The organism is Alistipes sp. Marseille-P5061, from assembly GCF_900290115.1.
GTDB lineage: Bacteria > Bacteroidota > Bacteroidia > Bacteroidales > Rikenellaceae > Alistipes > Alistipes excrementigallinarum.
The window spans coordinates 477,919-496,678 of record NZ_LT985748.1 but is presented as its reverse complement, the minus strand read 5'-3'; the positions used below and the strand labels follow the sequence as shown (position 1 = coordinate 496,678).

Here is an 18,760-nt window from a genome sequence, read left to right as displayed (position 1 = left end):
GAAGACGGCGTGAACCGCAGGCGGGGCACTATGGCCTGAGTTGTGCATCAGTCGGTTATGGCCCGTTTTTTGCGCGCCGCGCCGTGCACGCGGGCGGCATGACCCCGACGGCGGGGCCTTGCCGATGTGGATTTCCGAATTGTAACAAACGAATATCGATGGTTTACTTCAGTACCGAAAATATCGTCTTGATTGGCGCCCTGCTGCTCTTCGTGGCGGTGATGGCGGGCAAGCTGGCCTATCGCTTCGGCGCACCGGCGCTGCTACTCTTTCTGGGGGTCGGCATGCTCTTCGGGTGGCACTTCATCTCGTACCGCTCGCTCGACATGACGCAATTCATCGGCATGATTGCCCTCTGCGTCATTCTCTTCACGGGCGGCATGGATACCAAGTTCTCTGACATACGTCCGGTTATCGGGCCCGGAGTGCTGCTGGCGACGGTCGGTGTGATTGTCACGGCCTTCATCGTGGCCGGTCTGGTCTGGTTCATCGCGCCGTGGCTCGGCATCGAGATGCCCTTTGCCCTCGCGCTGCTGCTCGCCTCGACGATGGCCTCGACCGACTCGGCGTCGGTCTTCTCGATTCTGCGAACCAAAAAGCAGGGGCTGAGCCAGAACCTGCGTCCGCTGCTCGAGCTCGAGAGCGGCTCGAACGACCCGATGGCCTACATGCTTACGGTGCTGCTGGTCGGGGTGCTCACCTCGCCCGATGCCGGCGGTATGGGCATCGGTTCCGGACTGCTGATGCTGGTCGTTCAGTTTGTTGTCGGAGCCCTTTCGGGCTATCTTATCGGACGGCTGGCCGTCTGGACCATCAACCGGATTAATCTGACCAACACGTCGCTCTATTCGGTGCTGCTGCTGGCCTTCATCTTCTTCTCCTTCTCGTTTACCGACCTTTTGCGCGGCAACGGCTATCTGGCGGTCTACATTTCGGGACTGGTCGTGGGCAACTACAAGCTGACGCAGAAACGGACGCTGACGATTTTCTTCGACGGCTTCACCTGGCTGGTGCAGATTGTGATGTTCCTCACGCTGGGCCTCTTCGTCAACAGCCATGAACTCTTCGAGCCGCGCGTGCTGATTTTCGGCGTGGTGGTGGCCGCCTGCCTGATGCTGGTGGCGCGCCCCGTTTCGGTCTTACTCTGCATGGCCCCCTTCCGTCGCTTCTCCGCCAAGGCCCGGCTCTACGTCTCGTGGGTGGGGCTGCGCGGCGCCGTGCCGATTATCTTTGCCACCTACCCGCTCATGGCGGGCGTCGAGCATGCCGAGCTGCTCTTTAATGTGGTCTTCATCGGAACCATCATCTCGCTGCTGGTCCAGGGAACGACCGTGAGCGGCATGGCCAACCTGCTCGGCCTGGCCTTCAAGGAGCGCAAGCCGTCGTTCGACGTCGACATGCAGGACAACATCCATTCGGTGCTCACCGAGGTCGAGGTGAACGAGGGGATGCTCGAGAACGGACATACGCTCAGCCGGATTATTCTGCCCGACAATACGCTGGTGATGATGGTCTGCCGCGACGGTGAATATTTCGTGCCGCAGGGCAAGACCGAGCTGAAGGTGGGCGACAAGCTGCTGGTGATTTCGGACCGGGGCGAGGAGCTGGCCACCACCTACAAGGATATGGGGATAGACGATGTCATGAAGCTCTGAGCGACGTCGTCCGGGAGAGCTGGAGGCAGCCCCGATGAGAGGCGGCCGTCTGTCCGGTCGTGCGCGGTTCCGCAGCGGAGCCGCGCTTTTTGTTTGAGCGCTCGGCCGGTGACTTCTATGTTTCAGACAAAAAAGAGCGGGACACCCTGTGGGGCGTCCCGCCTTTTTTGCAGCGCGGCGGCAAGTTGCCTTTCCGACGCGGCTGCGGTGAACTCGCCGGGCTCAGGCCCGACCGTGCTATTTAACTGCATTAACTATTGCTTCGAATGCCTTCGGCTCGTTCATTGCCAGGTCGGCCAGAACCTTGCGGTTGAGGACGATGCCCTTGGCGTTGATTTTGCCGATGAATTGCGAATAGGTCATTCCCTGCGCGCGGACGGCAGCGTTGATACGCATAATCCACAGCGAACGGAATGTCCGCTTCTTGAGTTGACGGTGTGCATAAGCATACTGCAGACCCTTCTCGACCGTGTTTTTGGCAACGGTCCACACATTTCCCCTTGAACCAAAGTTACCCTTGGCAAGTTTCAAAACCTTTTTTCTTCTTGCGCGAGACGCAACAGCATTAACTGAACGTGGCATAGTGATTAAAGTTTTTGAGAGCTGTCAGCGACGTGTTTCTCTCACGTTCTTCGGGGCTGATTCGCTCTTGATTAGTAAAATTCCGCAGGTCAATTACTTGACGAGCAGGTTCTTGATTTTAGCCTCATCGGCTGCCGAAACGATACCCGAATAGCAGAGGTTACGCTTCTGTTTTTTAGTCTTTTTGGTCAGGATGTGACTGTGATAAGCGTGCTGACGCTTAATCTTACCTGTGCCGGTGAAGGTGAAACGCTTCTTCGCAGCGGCATTAGTTTTCATTTTTGGCATGGTCGTAAACAGTTAATTCGTTAAACATAGCCTGCAAAGATACAAATTTTTTCGTGGAACAATACGTTCGGAACAAATTTTTCGTATTTCGGACGCAAAATCTCCTGCCGGCAACCGCCGCAGAGGGGGTAGGGCGGGGTGGAGCCTGCGCCGTGAGGGTCATATCCCCCCGCAGTAGCCGGCGGGGGTTGGCCGTCCGGCTGTTTTGTACTATATTTGTAGTACGGAAGGGGCTGTCCGTGACGGGGCCTGCCGAGAGGCCCGGCCTGAAGGGCGCGGTTGCTCAGGTGCGAAGAGCTTCGGTGGCGGATGCCTCTGCCGTCCTAAAATAGTGGAAGAGCACATCATGGAGTGGAATTTTGTCTTGAGGCTCTGCGTGGCAGGGCTCTGCGGAACGGTCATCGGACTCGACCGCGAATATCGGGTGAAGGATGCAGGTTTCCGCACCCATTTTCTGGTGGCGATGGGCAGTGCGTTGATGATGCTCGTCTCTCAGTACGGTTTCAGCGACATTCTTTCGGCCGTGCCCGAGGTGAAGCTCGACCCGAGCCGCATCGCCGCACAGGTGGTGAGCGGCATCGGCTTCATCGGTGCCGGTACGATTATCATCCACCGTCAGCTGGTCCGCGGCCTGACGACCGCCGCCAGCCTCTGGGCCTCGGCCGGCATCGGTCTGGCTTCGGGCGCCGGAATGTATCTGGTTGCCGGAGCGGCGACGGTCCTCACGCTGATTGGTCTCGAGGGGCTTAACCTCGTCTTCCGCCGCCTGGGGCAGCGGCGCATCATGCTCGTCTTCTCGGCTGCCGACCGCAACGTGCTCAACGAGGCCTTCAACCGCCTCAAGTCCGAGGATTATACGGTCCTCTCCTACGAGGTGACGGCCGAGCGGAGCGGGGAGGGAATGCTCTACCGCGCGACGCTCGTCATTCGGGCCAAAAGCTCGGCGGGTGAAGACCGCTACCTGGCCGTGCTGCAGAATGACCCCGATATCACGGTCGAACGGATTGTCTGAACGCCCTTTGTCCCGGCTTTCGGCCGTTATCTGTCTCTGAATCTGAAGAAGTGGCCCGTGATGCGGAGTGCGCTGTCGCGTGCCATCTCGTTGGGGTTGGTTCCCGGCACACCCTCCGGCACCTCCTCGCCGAGCCGCTCGTAGAGCTCCCTCCAGTAGCGGGGCAGTTCGCCCTGTTCGTCGCGGAAGTTCATCGGCCGTGCCGGGAAGATGCGCTCGCCCGACGGCCGGCGGTAACTCTCCCATACCAATTTGCTGCAATACATCTTTCCGTTGTCGGGCCGGTACGAGTAGTCGTAGGGCTTGCCCAGATGCTGCCGTGCGCGGTTAAGTGAGGCGGCAAGCCCCGATGTATCCCTCAGTCGCGCTGCCGTGACGGCCGGGGCCCCGTCGATGCGTGCCGCCCCCTCCAGAAACTCTTCGAGCGTCGTCATCCGCACGCCGCCCTCCGAGGTCGCCTCAAGTACCGAATCGGCCCCGCCGTTCACCACGGCGATGCCCACATGGGTGTAGGAGAGCTCCCGAGCGGAGCCCGTTGCCGAGCGAATTGCCTCGCTCATTGCCGAGCCGGCTCCCGCCTCAAAGAGCAAATCGCCGCTCTGAAGCTTCGGCCGGGCCGGGGTACAACTGGCAGCGGCACATGCCATACCTATATATATTAATAAATGTTTCATGCACTTCTCTCTTTGCAGGACAAAGATAATGCTTTCCATGTCATTTTGAAATCTCGCTGATAATCTGTCGATTGCATTTTCGGGTGTAAAAAATCGAAAAAAAGTTGTGAAAAGTTTGTAAAAAAGCTAAAAAAGTCTTTATCTTTGCACCCGCTTTGAGAGAGAAACCCACGAGGGTTTGGAACTTGAGGCGGGAGCAAGGTTCTTTCGAATATCCGGTCTGATTCGGGGTTTGAAAAAAACATCGAAAAAGATTTGGAGGTTTCAAAAAAAGGAATTACCTTTGCACCACTTTCCCACTAAAAACTGGGACGGTTCACCGAGGGGCCGACAAGGCCGGCGGGGGACTGAAAAAAGAGAAAGTTCTTTATAGCAATATAGGAACGGTGTTCTTTGAAGTATTTGAGCAGCTAAAGTTTATCCACTCTTCGGAGTGATTTCAAACAATACCTTTGAGATAGAGCTAAAGATTTAACAAAACATTTTTTACAATGGAGAGTTTGATCCTGGCTCAGGATGAACGCTAGCGGCAGGCTTAACACATGCAAGTCGAGGGGCAGCGAGATTGAAGCTTGCTTCAATTGTCGGCGACCGGCGGACGGGTGCGTAACGCGTATGCAACCTACCCATAACAGGGGGATAACACTGAGAAATTGGTACTAATACCCCATAACATCTCGAGTGGCATCACTTGGGGTTGAAAGCTTCGGTGGTTATGGATGGGCATGCGTTGTATTAGCTAGTTGGAGAGGTAACGGCTCACCAAGGCGACGATACATAGGGGGACTGAGAGGTTAACCCCCCACATTGGTACTGAGACACGGACCAAACTCCTACGGGAGGCAGCAGTGAGGAATATTGGTCAATGGACGGAAGTCTGAACCAGCCATGCCGCGTGCAGGATGACGGCTCTATGAGTTGTAAACTGCTTTTGTACGAGGGTAAACCCGAATACGTGTATTCGGCTGAAAGTATCGTACGAATAAGGATCGGCTAACTCCGTGCCAGCAGCCGCGGTAATACGGAGGATCCAAGCGTTATCCGGATTTATTGGGTTTAAAGGGTGCGTAGGCGGTCAGATAAGTTAGAGGTGAAATTCCGGTGCTTAACACCGGCGCTGCCTCTAATACTGTTTGACTAGAGAGTAGTTGCGGTAGGCGGAATGTATGGTGTAGCGGTGAAATGCTTAGAGATCATACAGAACACCGATTGCGAAGGCAGCTTACCAAGCTATATCTGACGTTGAGGCACGAAAGCGTGGGGAGCAAACAGGATTAGATACCCTGGTAGTCCACGCAGTAAACGATGATAACTCGTTGTCGGCGATACAATGTCGGTGACTAAGCGAAAGCGATAAGTTATCCACCTGGGGAGTACGTTCGCAAGAATGAAACTCAAAGGAATTGACGGGGGCCCGCACAAGCGGAGGAACATGTGGTTTAATTCGATGATACGCGAGGAACCTTACCCGGGCTTGAAAGTTAGTGACGGACTTGGAAACAAGTCTTCCCTTCGGGGCACGAAACTAGGTGCTGCATGGTTGTCGTCAGCTCGTGCCGTGAGGTGTCGGGTTAAGTCCCATAACGAGCGCAACCCCTACCGTTAGTTGCCATCAGGTAAAGCTGGGCACTCTAGCGGGACTGCCGGTGTAAGCCGAGAGGAAGGTGGGGATGACGTCAAATCAGCACGGCCCTTACGTCCGGGGCTACACACGTGTTACAATGGTAGGTACAGAGGGCAGCTACCCTGCGAAGGGATGCGAATCTCGAAAGCCTATCTCAGTTCGGATTGGAGGCTGAAACCCGCCTCCATGAAGTTGGATTCGCTAGTAATCGCGCATCAGCCATGGCGCGGTGAATACGTTCCCGGGCCTTGTACACACCGCCCGTCAAGCCATGGGAGCTGGGGGTGCCTGAAGTTCGTGACCGCAAGGAGCGACCTAGGGCAAAACCGGTAACTGGGGCTAAGTCGTAACAAGGTAGCCGTACCGGAAGGTGCGGCTGGAACACCTCCTTTCTGGAGCTTGTTTCAAAGGTAAGCTGCTCTGAACTTCAAAGACACGCTACAACAGCACCGCTTTAGGCGTAGGTTCGAACCGAGTGCTGTTCATGAGGAACGCAAGTTCCGAAGTTCTTTGACATGATTGAGGTTATGAGATAAGGCCTCCCGAGAACGCAATAGGGTTTTCGGGAAGGAAGAAAGAAAGTAATGAAGGGCGTATGGGGAATGCCTAGGCTCTTGGAGGCGACGAAGGACGTGGTAAGCTGCGAAAAGCTCCGGGGATTTGCAAACAAGAATTGATCCGGAGATCTCCGAATGGGACAACCCGGCAGGTAGAAGACCTGTCACACGAAAGTGGGCCAACCCTCTGAACTGAAACATCTTAGTAGGAGGAGGAAAAGAAAGAAACATCGATTTCCAAAGTAGCGGCGAGCGAAATGGAAGGAGCCCAAACCGTATTTGTTACGGCAAATGCGGGGTAGTAGGACTGCAATATTCAAGTGACTGAGAACTGGAATGATTTGGAAAGGTCGTCCATAGAGAGTGAAAGGCTCGTACAGGCAATCAAGTCATGCGATAGCGGTATCCTGAGTAGGGCGGGACACGAGGAATCCTGTCTGAATTCGCCGGGACCACCCGGTAAGGCTAAATACTCCCAAGAGACCGATAGTGAACCAGTACTGTGAAGGAAAGGTGAAAAGTACCCCGAACAGGGGAGTGAAAAAGAACCTGAAACCATACGCTTACAACCTGTCGGAGCGGCTTTGTGCCGTGACGGCGTGCCTATTGAATAATGAGCCTACGAGTTACTAATCACTGGCGAGGTTAAGTGACAGGAGTCACGGAGCCGAAGCGAAAGCGAGTCTGAACAGGGCGGCTAGTCAGTGGTTGTAGACGCGAAACCTTGCGATCTACCCTTGAGCAGGATGAAGGTTGGGTAACACCAACTGGAGGTCCGCACGAATAAGCGTTGAAAAGCTTCTCGATGACTTGAGGGTAGGGGTGAAAGGCTAATCAAGCTGGGAAATAGCTCGTACTCCCCGAAATGCCTTTAGGGGCAGCGTTGTAATTGAGAGTCTACCGGAGGTAGAGCTACTGATTGGATGCGGGGGCTTCACCGCCTACCAAATCCCGACAAACTCCGAATGCCGGTAGTATGATTTACAGCAGTGAGCGGCCGGGTGCTAATGTCCGGTCACAAAAGAGGAACAACTCAGACCAGCAACTAAGGTCCCCAAGAATATGCTAAGTTGAACTAACGATGTTTTGTTGCAGAGACAGCTAGGATGTTAGCTTGGAAGCAGCTATTCATTCAAAGAGTGCGTAACAGCTCACTAGTCGAGCGACAGAGCGTGGATAATAAACGGGCATCAAGCATATCACCGAAGTTCTGGACACGAAAGTGTGGTAGGGGAGCATTCCATTCGCGTTGAAGTCGGTTCGTGAGAATCGGTGGAGCGTATGGAAAAGCAAATGTAGGCATGAGTAACGATAATGCGGGAGAGTAACCCGCACACCGCAAGACCAAGGTTTCCTGATCAACGCTAATCGGATCAGGGTTAGTCGGGTCCTAAGGTTAAGCCGAAAGGCGATATCGATGGACAATCGGTTAATATTCCGATACTGACATGTGCCTCGATGGAGAGACGAAGGAACGTAAGTGCCGCCACCTGACGGAATAGGTGGTTAAAGGGTGTAGGTATAGGGACAGATTAAGAGTTAGTTCCTGCTGAGACCTGACAGTACGGAGCGGCTACGGCCAATCCGATAGTGCACCCAAGTCGACTTCCGAGAAAATCTTCTAAGTTATAGTGCATGTCACCCGTACCGTAAACCGACACAGGTGGTCGAGGAGAGTATCCTAAGGTGCTCGAGTGAATCACGGTTAAGGAACTAGGCAAATTAACCCCGTAACTTCGGGACAAGGGGTCCCTACGCAAGTAGGGCGCAGCGAAGAGGTCCAGGCGACTGTTTATCAAAAACACAGGGCTCTGCAAATTCGAAAGAAGAAGTATAGGGCCTGACACCTGCCCGGTGCTGGAAGGTTAAGAGGGGATGTCATCGCAAGAGAAGCATTGAATCGAAGCCCCAGTAAACGGCGGCCGTAACTATAACGGTCCTAAGGTAGCGAAATTCCTTGTCGGGTAAGTTCCGACCTGCACGAATGGTGTAACGATCTGGACACTGTCTCAACCGTGAGCTCGGTGAAATTGTAGTCCCGGTGAAGATGCCGGGTACCCGCGACGGGACGAAAAGACCCCGTGAACCTTTACTATAGCTTAACGCTGAATTTGGGTACACAATGTGTAGGATAGGCCGGAGGCTGTGAGACGGGCACGCCAGTGTTCGTGGAGCCGACGTTGAAATACGGCCCTTTGTGTATTTGAGTTCTAACCCCGCAAGGGAGACACCGTTTGGTGGGTAGTTTGACTGGGGTGGTCGCCTCCAAAAGAGTAACGGAGGCTTCCCAAGGTGCCCTCAGTACGAATGGTAACCGTACGAAGAGTGCAATAGCATAAGGGCGCTTGACTGTGAGACCTACAAGTCGACCAGGTACGAAAGTAGGGTATAGTGATCCGGTGGTTCTGTGTGGACTGGCCATCGCTCAAAGGATAAAAGGTACTCCGGGGATAACAGGCTGATCGCCGCCAAGAGCTCATATCGACGCGGCGGTTTGGCACCTCGATGTCGGCTCGGCACATCCTGGGGCTGGAGAAGGTCCCCAGGGTTCGGCTGTTCGCCGATTAAAGTGGCACGCGAGCTGGGTTCAGAACGTCGTGAGACAGTTCGGTCTCTATCTGTCGCGGGCGTAGGAAGATTGAGGGGTCCTGACTTTAGTACGAGAGGACCGAGTTGGACGAACCTCCGGTGTATCGGTTATGCTGCCAAGTGTACCGCCGAGTAGCCGCGTTCGGTTTGGATAAGCGCTGAAAGCATCTAAGCGCGAAGCCATCCCCGAGATAAGTCTTCCCTTGAGGGGCGTAGGAGACGACTACGTTGATAGGCTGCAGGTGTAAAGACAGTAATGTCAAAGCCGAGCAGTACTAATTACCCGAGAGGCTTTCTTTCGCGCACTTTATCTCATAACCGATTTATGTCAAACTTATACCGGGTGCGACGGGTTGTACCGAGAGGTACTCGCACGTAAAAACGTTCTTTTAGGTGGTTATAGCAGTGAGGTTCCACCTCTTCCCATTCCGAACAGAGAAGTTAAGCTCACTTACGCCGATGGTACTGCGGTTCTCCCGTGGGAGAGTAGGTAGCCGCCTCTTCAAGGTCAGACTCACAGGGTCTGACCTTTTTTTGTGCCCATAGGCGAACGGCGCGCGGAAGGCGGGCGTTGGTCTTCGGTCTTCGGTCTTCGGTTTCGGTGTAAAGTGTAAAATGCTATCTTTGCACTCTGTTTCTATCAGTTTTTAGACTTGTATTGATTTAGCATACATGAGCATGAAGCCTATTTTCTATGCGGCGGTGCTGCTTGCGTTCACGACGCTCAGACTGAACGCGCAAAGCTTTTCTGATGTGGCAGATAGCTGCTATTTTTATCTTGAACAGGGCGATACTGCTTCGTTTGGCAGAACCTGCGACCGATTGCCCGATGCGTATGAGAGAACCTATAATGCCGAATTATATTCCATCGCCATGGAGTTGACCGGGATAAGAAACATGGACCAGGGAATTCGGTTGCTGCTGCTCGATGCCCGGAAGAAGGACAGGGATGTCTCCCAAATCAGGCGGATGATGGAGCAGATAGACTGCCGAAATGCCAGCCGTGTCGCTGAAATTATTGACCAATACGGTTGGCTTGCCCCTGAGGAGGTCGGCTATGAAGCCAACGAGGCTCTGTTCCTGTGTATACAGCACACTCAGGACTCGTTGATTCAAAATAAGTACCTGCCGGTTCTGAGAGAAGCGGTCCAAAGCGGTGCGGCCGAGGGGTGGCAATACGCCTTTCTCACGGACCGATGTCTCATGAATCGGGGCGAGCGGCAAATCTATGGAACTCAGCGGATAACCAGAGATGGGGTCGATTATCTGGTGCCGTTGCAGGATGCAGAGCGGGTTGATTCACTGCGTGCGAGCTTAGGTATGGAGCCCTTGCAGGTGTATATGTCGGATTGCGGCTTGGAGCAGGGCTGGAGTATGGAGTACTACAAAACCCATTTGCAACTGCACGAGTCAATCTTTGACTCATGGTACAGGCACCGGCGCGATGCTGTGCGGACTGATAAATAGTCTGCTTTGTGGCTCGTTTTCGGGGGGGGGGGCGTTCGGCTGAATTTGTTGCTGGAACCGCTCTGGAACGAGGAGTCGAGCCGGGGAGTGGTGCAGCTAGCTGGCAGGCGAACGGATGGTCACTGGCCTTTAGGTGCAATTGCTGCTTGACCTTGAAGAATTAATGTGCCACCATGTGTGTAGATAGCCACACCAAACAAGGAGGAGTTTCCGATTAACCGGAGACGAACCGCAGGTCAGATTCACAAGGTCTGATTTCTTGGGGCCAGACATGGGTGCCTCGGTATTTGTTTTGATGATAAAATATCCGTAATTTTACACTTTATTCTTAGAATATGCGAAGCCTTATGCCATGGGCTTGAGCACTTGTCCGTTGTAGTTGTGCTTTGCTTAACAGATATTTGATGAAAGTAATAGAGTTATTCGCTGGAGTTGGTGGTTTCAGAGTCGGTTTGAATCGGGTAGATGAGAACTTTTTTGATACGGTGTGGAGCAATCAGTTTGAACCTGCAACGAAAAGGCAGCATGCATCGGAGGTTTATGTAGCTCGTTTTGGCTCTAAGGGCCATGTAAATGCGGATATTGCAACGGTAAAGACAGAGGATATCCCTGACCATGATATGTTGTGTGGAGGTTTCCCCTGTCAGGATTATTCCGTTGCTCGAAATCTTGGACAGGCTGCAGGACTTGTGGGTAAGAAAGGTGTTCTCTGGTGGGAAATTGAACGGATTGTGCGAGAGAAGGGGGAGCGCGCTCCGCAGATATTATTTTTGGAGAATGTCGATCGCTTGCTGATTTCTCCAGCAATGCAGCGCGGGAGAGACTTTGCCGTGATATTGCAATCTTTGGCGGATAATGGCTACGTAGTTGAGTGGCGAGTGATTAATGCTGCGGATTATGGAATGCCTCAGCGGCGTCGGAGAACCTATATTTTGGCATACAGAAAAGGCAGTCCGATAGCTTCATCTATTGTTGATTCTGCGTCCTGGCTTTTTCGCGATGGAGTATTTGCTTCGGCTTTTCCGGTTGTGAATAAGGATGTTAACGGGTTGTTTGGGGCGCAGCTATTCCCGTTTCGACTGAAAAAGGATGGTGATGATTTGGCTGATTTGAGTCAGAAATTTAATGCGGAGAATAAACTCAGACCATTTGAAAATGCTGGGATTATGATTGATGGTCAAGTATGGTCTGTCAGAGTGGAGAGCAGTTATTCAGGGCCGTATACGACTTTGGGGGATATTTTGGCGTTGGGAAAGGAACACGCTTTGGTAAAGGACGAGTTCTACATTCCTGAGCAGGAATTGTCCAAATGGGAATACCTGAAAGGCGCAAAACATGAAGTTCGCAGGACCAAGGAGGGGTTTGAATTTACTTATAATGAGGGGGGGATGGCTTTCCCAGATGCTTTGGATAAGCCTTCGCGAACTATTATAACGAGTGAGGGCGGTGCTACGGCTTCCCGTTTCAAACATGTAATTCGCGACCCTGAAAATGGACGGCTGAGGAGGCTGATTCCTCTGGAATTGGAGCGATTGAACATGTTCCCCGATGGCCATACCGAAGGTCAGAACGATACAAAGAGAGCATTCCTTATGGGAAATGCTCTCGTGTGTGGAATTGTTACAAGGATAGGAGCAGAAATTTATCGTCGATTGAAATAGAATGAGTTGTGCTGTGTGGTGGTCGTATTTGCCCTATAAGTATTGGTCGATAATTTGGGTAATGGATATTGGCGTCGATGCTGCTGACCTGACTCTTCTCCGACGCTCATTGCATTCAATACCCAATTCAGGGAAAAAGGATGCCATCTCCTGATTGGATATGGGTGATACGCCATAGCTCCTTATTAGTTTGTATATGAAATCAGCCCAGGATGTGTGACCGAGCAGACAACATGCATCGTGTGTATAGGTCTTCATGTTGTTTTCCCGCCCAATGCCGGTCTTCTTTTGTAATTTTCCCTGAGTGAAATATTTGACATCCTCATTGAATCCTATGGCATCCAGGAAATGGATATATACTTCCATCGGAATTCCTTCGTAGGAAGATATTGATGAGCAAATCAGGTCGAGCAGTTGGCGGGGTGGTTCGTAAATATAGTAGTGCTTGTTGTCTATGTTGTCTATGCGGTGGTCAATTAGTAGTGCGTTCCTATAGAAGAGAGTAGCAAAGGCAACCAGGAGGTCTTTGCTGTTTGGCTTTGAAAGACAGGATTCCATGAGGCGGAAAATGTCATCGAATCCACCTCGTACGGAATCAATCACAACACCATCCTTTAGTACTGAAGGGCGCATGTCGTTACAATTCTTCTGATTATTGCCGGTTTGACCGGATTCATAGAACTCTTTTCCGTACTTTCCCAAGCTGACTTTATAGCTTGAATCTTGCGCGTATTCCCATATGTTGTTGAAAATCATTGTGCCTTCTGTCGCCGAACCGGGCCATCCGAGTGCAATGTCAATTAGGTCTAACTGCTTCTCGTATACTTCGCGTTTGAAGGCAGGAGAATCGACCTTTACATTTAGAGCATAATTTGTAAGATTAATCATATAAGGTCTTGTTAAGGATTGGTAATGAGTAAAAAGGGGCTTTCAAGCCCCTTTTTTGTTATTCATGGTCCGGGCAGCCGTCGCCGGGATGGTGCTCGAGCACCGTGTGGGGAACGACGCCGTGGGTCAGCAGCTGAATCGGGCAGTCGTAGTTGCGCAGTTGCTCCTCGGTGATGCGGTTCGAGTGGTGGCGGTGCACCTGACGGTTGACGCAGGCAATCTCCTTGACGACGCTTGTGATGGTTCCGATGTCGTGCGAAACCATCACAATCGCCATGCGGCTGTTCAGCTCATGGAGCATGTGGTAGAGCTCCTTTTCGAACTTGTTGTCGACGAAGTTGGCCGGCTCGTCGAGTATCAGCAGCCTCGGGTCGGAGATGATGGCCCGGCAGAGCAGCGCCCGCTGCATCTGTCCGCCCGAGATTTCGCCAATCGGGTGGTGCGCCACCTCACCGATGCCCGCAGCCTCGAGCAGCGCAAGGGCCTTGGCCCGGTCTTCGCGCGTGTAGCGGGAGCGGAAGCCGCGGCGCCCCTGGAGCCCCGAGAGGGTCGTTTCGACCACCGAAATGGGGAATGAGCGGTCGAAGTTCGAGAGCTGCGGCATGTAGCCAATCAGCCGCTCCTTGCCGTGGAAGAGCTCCGGAGCCAGCGTGATGGTGCCGCGATAGGGTACCGTGCCGAGAATCGCCTTGACCAGCGTGGTTTTGCCGCCTCCGTTGGGGCCGATGATGCCGATGAAGTCGTCGTCGGCGATGTCGAGGTTGACGTTGCGGAGCGCCTCGTAGCCGTCGTAGCTGACGCTCACGTTGCGCATGGAGACAAGGTTCATGGGCGGGCGGTGATTTGGTCGGTGATTTCGGCGATGTTCGCCAGGACATCCTCGCGCAGCGGGTCGATGGCGACGCTCGTGGCATTGAGGTCGCGGGCGATGATTTCGACGGCCGATGCCGGGAACTGGCTCTGGTAGAGGATGCGGGTGATGCCGTCGGCCCGGGCCTGTTTGATGATGCGGGTCAGCTCTCGGGCCGAGGGCTCCTTGCCCTCGTTCTCGATGGCCACCTGGCGGATGCCGTAGTCGCGGGCGTAGTAGGTGAGAGCCGGATGGTAAATCAGGAAATAGCGCGTTCCGGCCGCCTTGAGCCGACTGCCCACCTGGCGGTCGAGCTGTTGCAGGGCCGCCTGCAGTTTGCCGTAATTAAGCGTGTATTTTGTCGAATCGGGATAGGCGGCATGAATGGCTTCGTAGGCGTTTGCTGCCATCTGCTGGAGTGCGCGCGGCGAGGTCCAGATGTGGGGGTCGACGCCGAGGGCATGTTCGTGGCCGTCGTGGTGGTGTGCACAGCTGCCCTCAATCAGCTCGATGCCGCGGCTCAGGTTGACGACGCGCTGGGGCTCCTCGAGCTTCGAGAGCAGCGAGTTCTCGAAGTCGATGAGTCCCACGCTGAAAATCTGTCGTGCGCGGTTCATGCGGGCGAACTGGCGCGGCGTGGGTTCGAAGGTTTCGGGGCTCGCTCCGGCGGGAACAAGCACCTCGATGTCGAAATCAGAGCCGACGATGCCGCCGATGATAGTGCGCAACGGCAGAATCGAGACGACCATCGTGCGGTCGTCCGTCCGGGGTGTTTCGCCGCACGCGGCCAGCAGCAGGGTAGTGACGAGTAGAAGGAGGTATTTTCTCATGGTGGATGTTTCTTGCGACAAAGATAAGAAAAAACCGCGGTTGCCGCACTCCGGGTTGCGTATGTCTTCCGGTTGCATCGCTGGTGTCCCCGGTTTGTGCGCATAGGGTGTAGGTCCTCTTCAATTTCGCCGCGGCTGTGTTTCATGCGGTTGGCGGGTGGGTTCGTGGCGGCTGGCTCCGACGGCGCTCAGTATCAGCCACGGCTCGACGAAGAGGTTGATGAGCACATGTGCCGCCACGGCAGGCAGCAGATTGCGCCCCGCTGCGACGTAGACTACTGCGAGCAGCAGGCCCAGTGCCGCGGTCGATGCCGCCGAGGCTGCCCCTGTACGCAGGTTCCCGCCCAGGAGCGACCACGAGAGGTGTATCAGGCCGAAGGCAAGGGCCGAGAGCACGATTTGCATCAGCGCGCACGCTCCGTTGCCCTGGAGCCAGTCCATCAGTATCTGACGGAAGAGGGCCTTTTCGACGATTCCGCCCGCAAATCCGGCATAGATGCCCAGCCATTTGAGCAAACCTTTGAAACAGAGAAGATTCTGCCGGACTTCGGGAATCATGCGGGCCGTGTAGGCAATGTAACCGGCGGCCGTTGCCGCGGCCAGGAGCCAGGCGTGGGGTAGGACCTCTCCGGAACGGCTGAAGCCCAGATAGTTCAGGAATTTCTCGGGTCCGTTCACGCACCAGATGACAATGAATGTGGTCATGAAGGCCGCTGTTGCAGCGAGTACAATGGCTGCGGTTCGTCTTTGTCGGTTGTCGTTCGATTTTTCCATTTTTTATCGCAATTCGGTGATTTGCTGTGTGGTCCGGTCTTTATGCGGGGTTCAGGTCGCATTCTTATTCGCTAATATAAATAAGTTTATAATATAAACCAAAACATTTTGCTTTTTTTGTTTGAAAGGGGTGTTTTTGTGCTTGCAGCAGCCCTTTGCGCGGTTGGAGAGGGAGCTTTTGCAAGTGAGGACACTCCAGCTCCTTGAGTTTGAACCGTGTAATGCTCATTGTTGCAACCGGGCGCTGTTGAGCGTATAATGGCGGCGTATGTTGCTGTGGATGAGTCTGTTTTGAGCTGTGAGGATTGTGGGGCTTTACCTGTCCGCGGCTGGCGCCATATTTTATACGCGCAATGCTCCTTGTATATATGTGTCCGTCAGCCGTTTTGCGCGATTACGTTCGGGCAAAAAAGTGTTGGTTTTCAATGCATCGGGTTCTCTGCACCTGGTTTGCCAATCCGGAGGGACCGGTGTCGGGTTCGAGTAGGCTATTCCCTATTTACCCGTTAATAATTTAACATAATGTAAATATTAATTCATTCCTCGTCTGCTGCGAATCCCTCCGGCGTTCCGTTTTTGCCGAATCGCATTGTCCCTGGCTGTTGCGTCTCCTGCCAAATATGACATATATTTGTGTATGGATGTTAAATATCCTTGGATTTCTTTTGGCATGACTCTTTATCTTCAACAGCAATAATTCCGACCAATGAAAAGGAACCTGTTTACATCTTCGGCCGTATTTCTCTTTTCGGCTTTGACCCTTGCATGCTGTGGCGGCAGCTCCGTTCAATCGCCTTCGACCGAGGAGGCCCGGGCTGCGTTGGTACTCCCCGAGGCGCCCGACAGCGCGCAGCGCTCCGCGGCGGTACAGGCCGCCCGGATATGGGGCTTTGTCAAGTACCACCATCCGGCATTCGCCAGGAAATCGCTGAATGCCGATGCCGAGTATTTCACGCTGCTGAACCGTATTATAAATGCGCCGGACTCGGCTCGCAACGCGGTGTTCGCGGAGTGGATTGCCGCATTGGGACCTGTTTCCATGCGTTCCGACAGCAGCGTGAAGTGCGAAGTCTTCAACGATTTCGCATGGATTTACGACACGCTGCAGCTGGGTGCGCCCCTGAGCCGCATGTTGGCTGAAATCCGTCAGGCGGAGCCGGGCAAAAACAGATATGTGGAGCAGACCTCCGTCAACGTCTCATACATCGAGCCGGAATATACGGATATTCCGGACGAAGACATCGCATACAGACTGCTCGGTGTGGCTAAATTCTGGAACGCCGTCGACAGCTACTCCCCGAACCGCAATCTGACGGACCGCCCGTGGGACGAGGTGCTTCGCGACTATACGGCCATGGCATTCGACTCCTCGGTCGACTTCATGGCGCTCTACTCCCGCATGGTATCCGAACTGTGCGACTCGCATGTCAATTCGTGGTTTATTCCGCTCTTCGGGGGCCGCTTCGTCCCCGTCGTGTGCCGCTTCGCCGGGGAGCGACTCTTCGTTACGGACACCTGTACGCTTGTGCCCAATGATTTCCGCGTCGGGGACGAGATTCTCCGTATCGACGGCAAAAGCCCGGTCGAACGTTTGGCGGAACTCGCGCCCTACATGTCCTGCTCCAACCGTGCTGCGCTCATGCGCGACGGCTCCTATGCATCGCTGCTCACGGCGAAGGAGGAGGTGCAGCTCGAGTATCGGAGCCGCGGGGAGCTCCGCACGTCGACCCTCTCCACGGTCGATGGCGAGCATTTTGTCGGACGGATATACGCGAATCTGTATTCGCCCCAAAAGCCGACGTTCGAAGAGGTGGCCGACGGCATCGCCTGCATCCGTATCGGCTCGCTTACGTGCGACGATGAACCCGAGCTTGAGGAGCTGCTGAAGAGGTACGACAAGCTGATTATCGACCTGCGTGCATATCCAGCCGAGTACGATGTAATCCACAAGCTGCTTCCGGAGTATCTCTTTCCCGAGGCCCGGGAGGCAGTTGCCGTGCTGCTGCCTCAGGCCGACACTCCGGGAACCGTCGTACGTCGGGTCGAGTCGACGGAGCGGAGCTCCGATTCCGGTCGGCTTTTCCGGGGGCAGGTCGTGCTGTTGGTCGATGCCAGCTCGCAGTCGATGTCCGAGTATTTCACAATGTTCCTGCAGACCATTCCGGGCGTCGTGACCATTGGCAGTCAAACGGCCGGCGCCGACGGAAACGTAACGCGCATCCAGCTGCCCTATGCGTCATTCAGCCTCACCGGTCTCGGTGTCTGCTATCCCGACGGGCTGAACGCTCAGCGTCGCGGTGTGAAGATTGACCGTGTGGTCGAACCGACTGCCGAGGGGTTGATGCAGGGTCGGGACGAACAGATGGAGGCGGCAATCGACTGTCTGAACGGGGCTCGTATCTGAAAAGTGCGCCCGTAACCATAAAATGAAAAGGAGGGAATCATTTCGATTTCCTCCTTTTTTATTATCGCCTCCAGATTGCACCCATCCTGTACGGATTGATGCCTGTACCGTTGTGAGCCGATGTCTGGCCTGCATGAATTTTCTGCCCGGATAATCAGGATGTAACGGGGTTCTTTCCCTGTTTTCCGCCCGATTTTAACCCTCCGTGTTTGCGATATTCAGAGTCGTTCCGACCGGTTGCCGGAATTATCGCTCCGACGGCGTGTAACTTTCGAAGGTGTGGTCGTCGTAGAGGATAACGATGCGGCGCACCGATCCGTGTCCGCGCAGGGCAACCTGCTGCAATGCCTCTGAGGTGAGGGCAGCCGACGATGCTCCGGCTGATGCGGTCGATGGCGTTGCGATGGAGGCGTCTCCAGCCGCCGGACCGAAGAGCGTTGTCCCGGCCGGACTCTTCGCCCTGGTCTGACCGGCCGCTCCGGCTCCTATTCCTGTCCCGACTCCAACTTCGGGCGACCCGCCATTCACCGCCGCATCCGTTGCTGCGGCGGTCGTGTCACTCCGGTACATCGGCCCCTTGTCGAGCAGAAGCCAGTCGGGGCTGAGCCGGGGAAATTTCAGCAGCATCTTTTGCAGAAAATCGAAGCTGGGCTTGTTGCGCCCGGCCAGAATGTGGGAGATTCCCGCCGGATTGATTTCGAGTCTTTCGGCCAGCTGGCTTGGCTTCAAACCTTCACTTTTCATGATATCGAGCAATTTCTCCCTCATCAGCGTAATTTTTTACAAATATAAACACTTTTCATTTGTAAATCAAGAAAATTTGCTATTTGTAAAATGTCAATAACTGTTGATAATGTTTACAAATGGAAACAAATAAATTCCGTTAAAAGTTGCCCTTCGTTGTT

13 protein-coding genes and 3 rRNA genes are annotated in these 18,760 nt (G+C 54.2%); 8 read left to right on the top strand and 8 right to left on the bottom strand.

What is annotated here, in order from left to right; translation table 11 throughout:
• The first annotated feature begins 158 nt into the window (after positions 1-158).
• Positions 159-1,655: a potassium/proton antiporter gene (locus C8267_RS01970; RefSeq protein ID WP_106633457.1), complete on the top strand. Its 1,497-nt coding sequence runs from the start codon at positions 159-161 to the stop codon at positions 1,653-1,655.
• A gap of 237 nt (positions 1,656-1,892) precedes the next feature.
• Here C8267_RS01970 and rplT read toward each other — a convergent pair whose 3' ends face one another.
• Together rplT and rpmI are read right to left on the bottom strand one after the other, a co-directional pair.
• Positions 1,893-2,237 carry a 50S ribosomal protein L20 gene (gene rplT, locus C8267_RS01965; protein WP_087360691.1) on the bottom strand — a complete coding sequence of 115 codons (345 nt, stop codon included), beginning with the start codon at positions 2,235-2,237 and terminating at the stop codon, positions 1,893-1,895.
• 93 nt (positions 2,238-2,330) lie between these two features.
• Entirely contained in the window at positions 2,331-2,525 is a 195-nt protein-coding gene (gene rpmI, locus C8267_RS01960) for a 50S ribosomal protein L35 (RefSeq protein ID WP_087360689.1), read from the bottom strand.
• A gap of 346 nt (positions 2,526-2,871) precedes the next feature.
• On the opposite strand from rpmI, the gene C8267_RS01955 reads away from it, so the two are divergent.
• Positions 2,872-3,537, top strand: coding sequence for an MgtC/SapB family protein (locus tag C8267_RS01955; protein WP_087360687.1), 666 nt, complete (start codon positions 2,872-2,874; stop codon positions 3,535-3,537).
• A 26-nt stretch (positions 3,538-3,563) separates the two neighbouring features.
• Here C8267_RS01955 and C8267_RS01950 read toward each other — a convergent pair whose 3' ends face one another.
• Complete coding sequence (locus C8267_RS01950; RefSeq protein ID WP_262494563.1) at positions 3,564-4,184, bottom strand: YiiX/YebB-like N1pC/P60 family cysteine hydrolase; 621 nt, start codon at positions 4,182-4,184, stop codon at positions 3,564-3,566.
• Positions 4,185-4,699: 515 nt separating this feature from the next.
• Here C8267_RS01950 and C8267_RS01945 point away from each other — a divergent pair.
• From C8267_RS01945 to dcm, 5 genes are all read left to right on the top strand, one after another.
• Positions 4,700-6,227: ribosomal RNA gene (locus C8267_RS01945) — 16S ribosomal RNA — on the top strand.
• Positions 6,228-6,410: 183 nt separating this feature from the next.
• A 23S ribosomal RNA gene (locus C8267_RS01940) occupies positions 6,411-9,281 on the top strand.
• A gap of 89 nt (positions 9,282-9,370) precedes the next feature.
• Positions 9,371-9,484, top strand: a 5S ribosomal RNA gene (gene rrf, locus C8267_RS01935).
• Together the 16S, 23S and 5S rRNA genes form the textbook arrangement of a ribosomal RNA operon.
• A 175-nt stretch (positions 9,485-9,659) precedes the next feature.
• Positions 9,660-10,448 carry a DUF6624 domain-containing protein gene (locus C8267_RS01930; protein WP_158699663.1) on the top strand — a complete coding sequence of 263 codons (789 nt, stop codon included), beginning with the start codon at positions 9,660-9,662 and terminating at the stop codon, positions 10,446-10,448.
• A gap of 404 nt (positions 10,449-10,852) precedes the next feature.
• Entirely contained in the window at positions 10,853-12,109 is a 1,257-nt protein-coding gene (gene dcm, locus C8267_RS01925) for a DNA (cytosine-5-)-methyltransferase (RefSeq protein WP_162607752.1), read from the top strand.
• 33 nt (positions 12,110-12,142) lie between these two features.
• Here the strand turns inward: dcm and C8267_RS01920 are convergent, their stop codons facing one another.
• The 4 genes from C8267_RS01920 to C8267_RS01905 all read right to left on the bottom strand — a co-directional run bounded on the left by C8267_RS01920 (position 12,143) and on the right by C8267_RS01905 (position 15,382).
• Positions 12,143-12,997: a hypothetical protein gene (locus C8267_RS01920; protein WP_106633455.1), complete on the bottom strand. Its 855-nt coding sequence runs from the start codon at positions 12,995-12,997 to the stop codon at positions 12,143-12,145.
• Between the two features lie 58 nt (positions 12,998-13,055).
• Entirely contained in the window at positions 13,056-13,826 is a 771-nt protein-coding gene (locus C8267_RS01915) for a metal ABC transporter ATP-binding protein (RefSeq protein WP_087361728.1), read from the bottom strand.
• Entirely contained in the window at positions 13,823-14,677 is an 855-nt protein-coding gene (locus C8267_RS01910; protein WP_087361729.1) for a metal ABC transporter solute-binding protein, Zn/Mn family, read from the bottom strand. Before C8267_RS01910 ends, C8267_RS01915 begins: the two co-directional genes overlap by 4 nt.
• Positions 14,678-14,797: 120 nt before the next feature.
• Positions 14,798-15,382 carry a CPBP family intramembrane glutamic endopeptidase gene (locus C8267_RS01905; RefSeq protein WP_158699662.1) on the bottom strand — a complete coding sequence of 195 codons (585 nt, stop codon included), beginning with the start codon at positions 15,380-15,382 and terminating at the stop codon, positions 14,798-14,800.
• Positions 15,383-16,490: 1,108 nt separating this feature from the next.
• Here C8267_RS01905 and C8267_RS01900 point away from each other — a divergent pair.
• Entirely contained in the window at positions 16,491-17,855 is a 1,365-nt protein-coding gene (locus C8267_RS01900; RefSeq protein ID WP_158699661.1) for a S41 family peptidase, read from the top strand.
• Between the two features lie 246 nt (positions 17,856-18,101).
• On the opposite strand, the gene C8267_RS01895 is transcribed toward C8267_RS01900, so the two are convergent.
• Positions 18,102-18,623 (bottom strand): helix-turn-helix domain-containing protein, encoded by a 522-nt coding sequence (locus C8267_RS01895; protein WP_106633452.1) that lies wholly within the window; start codon positions 18,621-18,623, stop codon positions 18,102-18,104.
• Between the last annotated feature and the right edge of the window lie 137 nt (positions 18,624-18,760).